Annotated in this window: 1 protein-coding gene and 1 pseudogene; both read left to right on the forward strand. The window is 39.1% G+C overall.

From position 1 onward, the window contains the following. Nucleotides 1-143: type II 3-dehydroquinate dehydratase (locus tag ACFIK8_RS12120; RefSeq protein WP_375669573.1), on the forward strand; the 143-nt coding region annotated here is incomplete at its 5' end. A gap of 121 nt (nucleotides 144-264) precedes the next feature. Next, nucleotides 265-635: pseudogene (locus ACFIK8_RS12125) on the forward strand (ubiquinol oxidase subunit II); the annotation flags it as partial.

Consider the following 635-nt stretch of genomic DNA (forward strand, 5'->3'; position numbering starts at 1 on the left):
TGTCTAATGTTTATCACCGTGAAGCTTTTCGTCACCATTCTTATACGTCTGCGGGTGTGGATGCAGTTATTTCTGGCTGTGGGAGTAAAGGATATTGGCTTGCGCTTGAATATATTGCTCAACGATTTAATTATAATTGTTAAAAGCAATGTTGGATAAGAGCAGTATGGGCATTGAATTTACTTGATAATTATTTCTTGATGAGTAAGATATCACCGTTGTATTTCTTGCAACTTCCAGTGCGTATAACGGCGGCAGGTTAAGATGAGAAGCTTTGTTAGACAATTAGAAATCTTTGCAGTTTTAGGGGGTGCACTGCTTCTATCTGGTTGTAAAGTTGATGTTCTTCAGCCATCCGGATATGTTGCACGTCAACAGCTTATTTTGATTGCTGTTTGTGTGTTTGTTATGCTTTGTGTTGTAATTCCGGTGATGGTAAGTGTAGTGCTTTTGGCTTTTAAGTATCGCGCGTCGAACGTAGCAGAAGATTATTTACCTGATTGGGGGCATTCAAATAAAATTGAAGCATTTATGTGGGGTATTCCAATTCTTATCGTAACGGTTTTAGGTGCATTGACGGCCTATTATACCTATAAACTTGAACCAGCAAATCCACTTCCGGTGGAAATTGTTGG

It is taken from the genome of Bartonella sp. MR168JLCBS, from assembly GCF_042194175.1.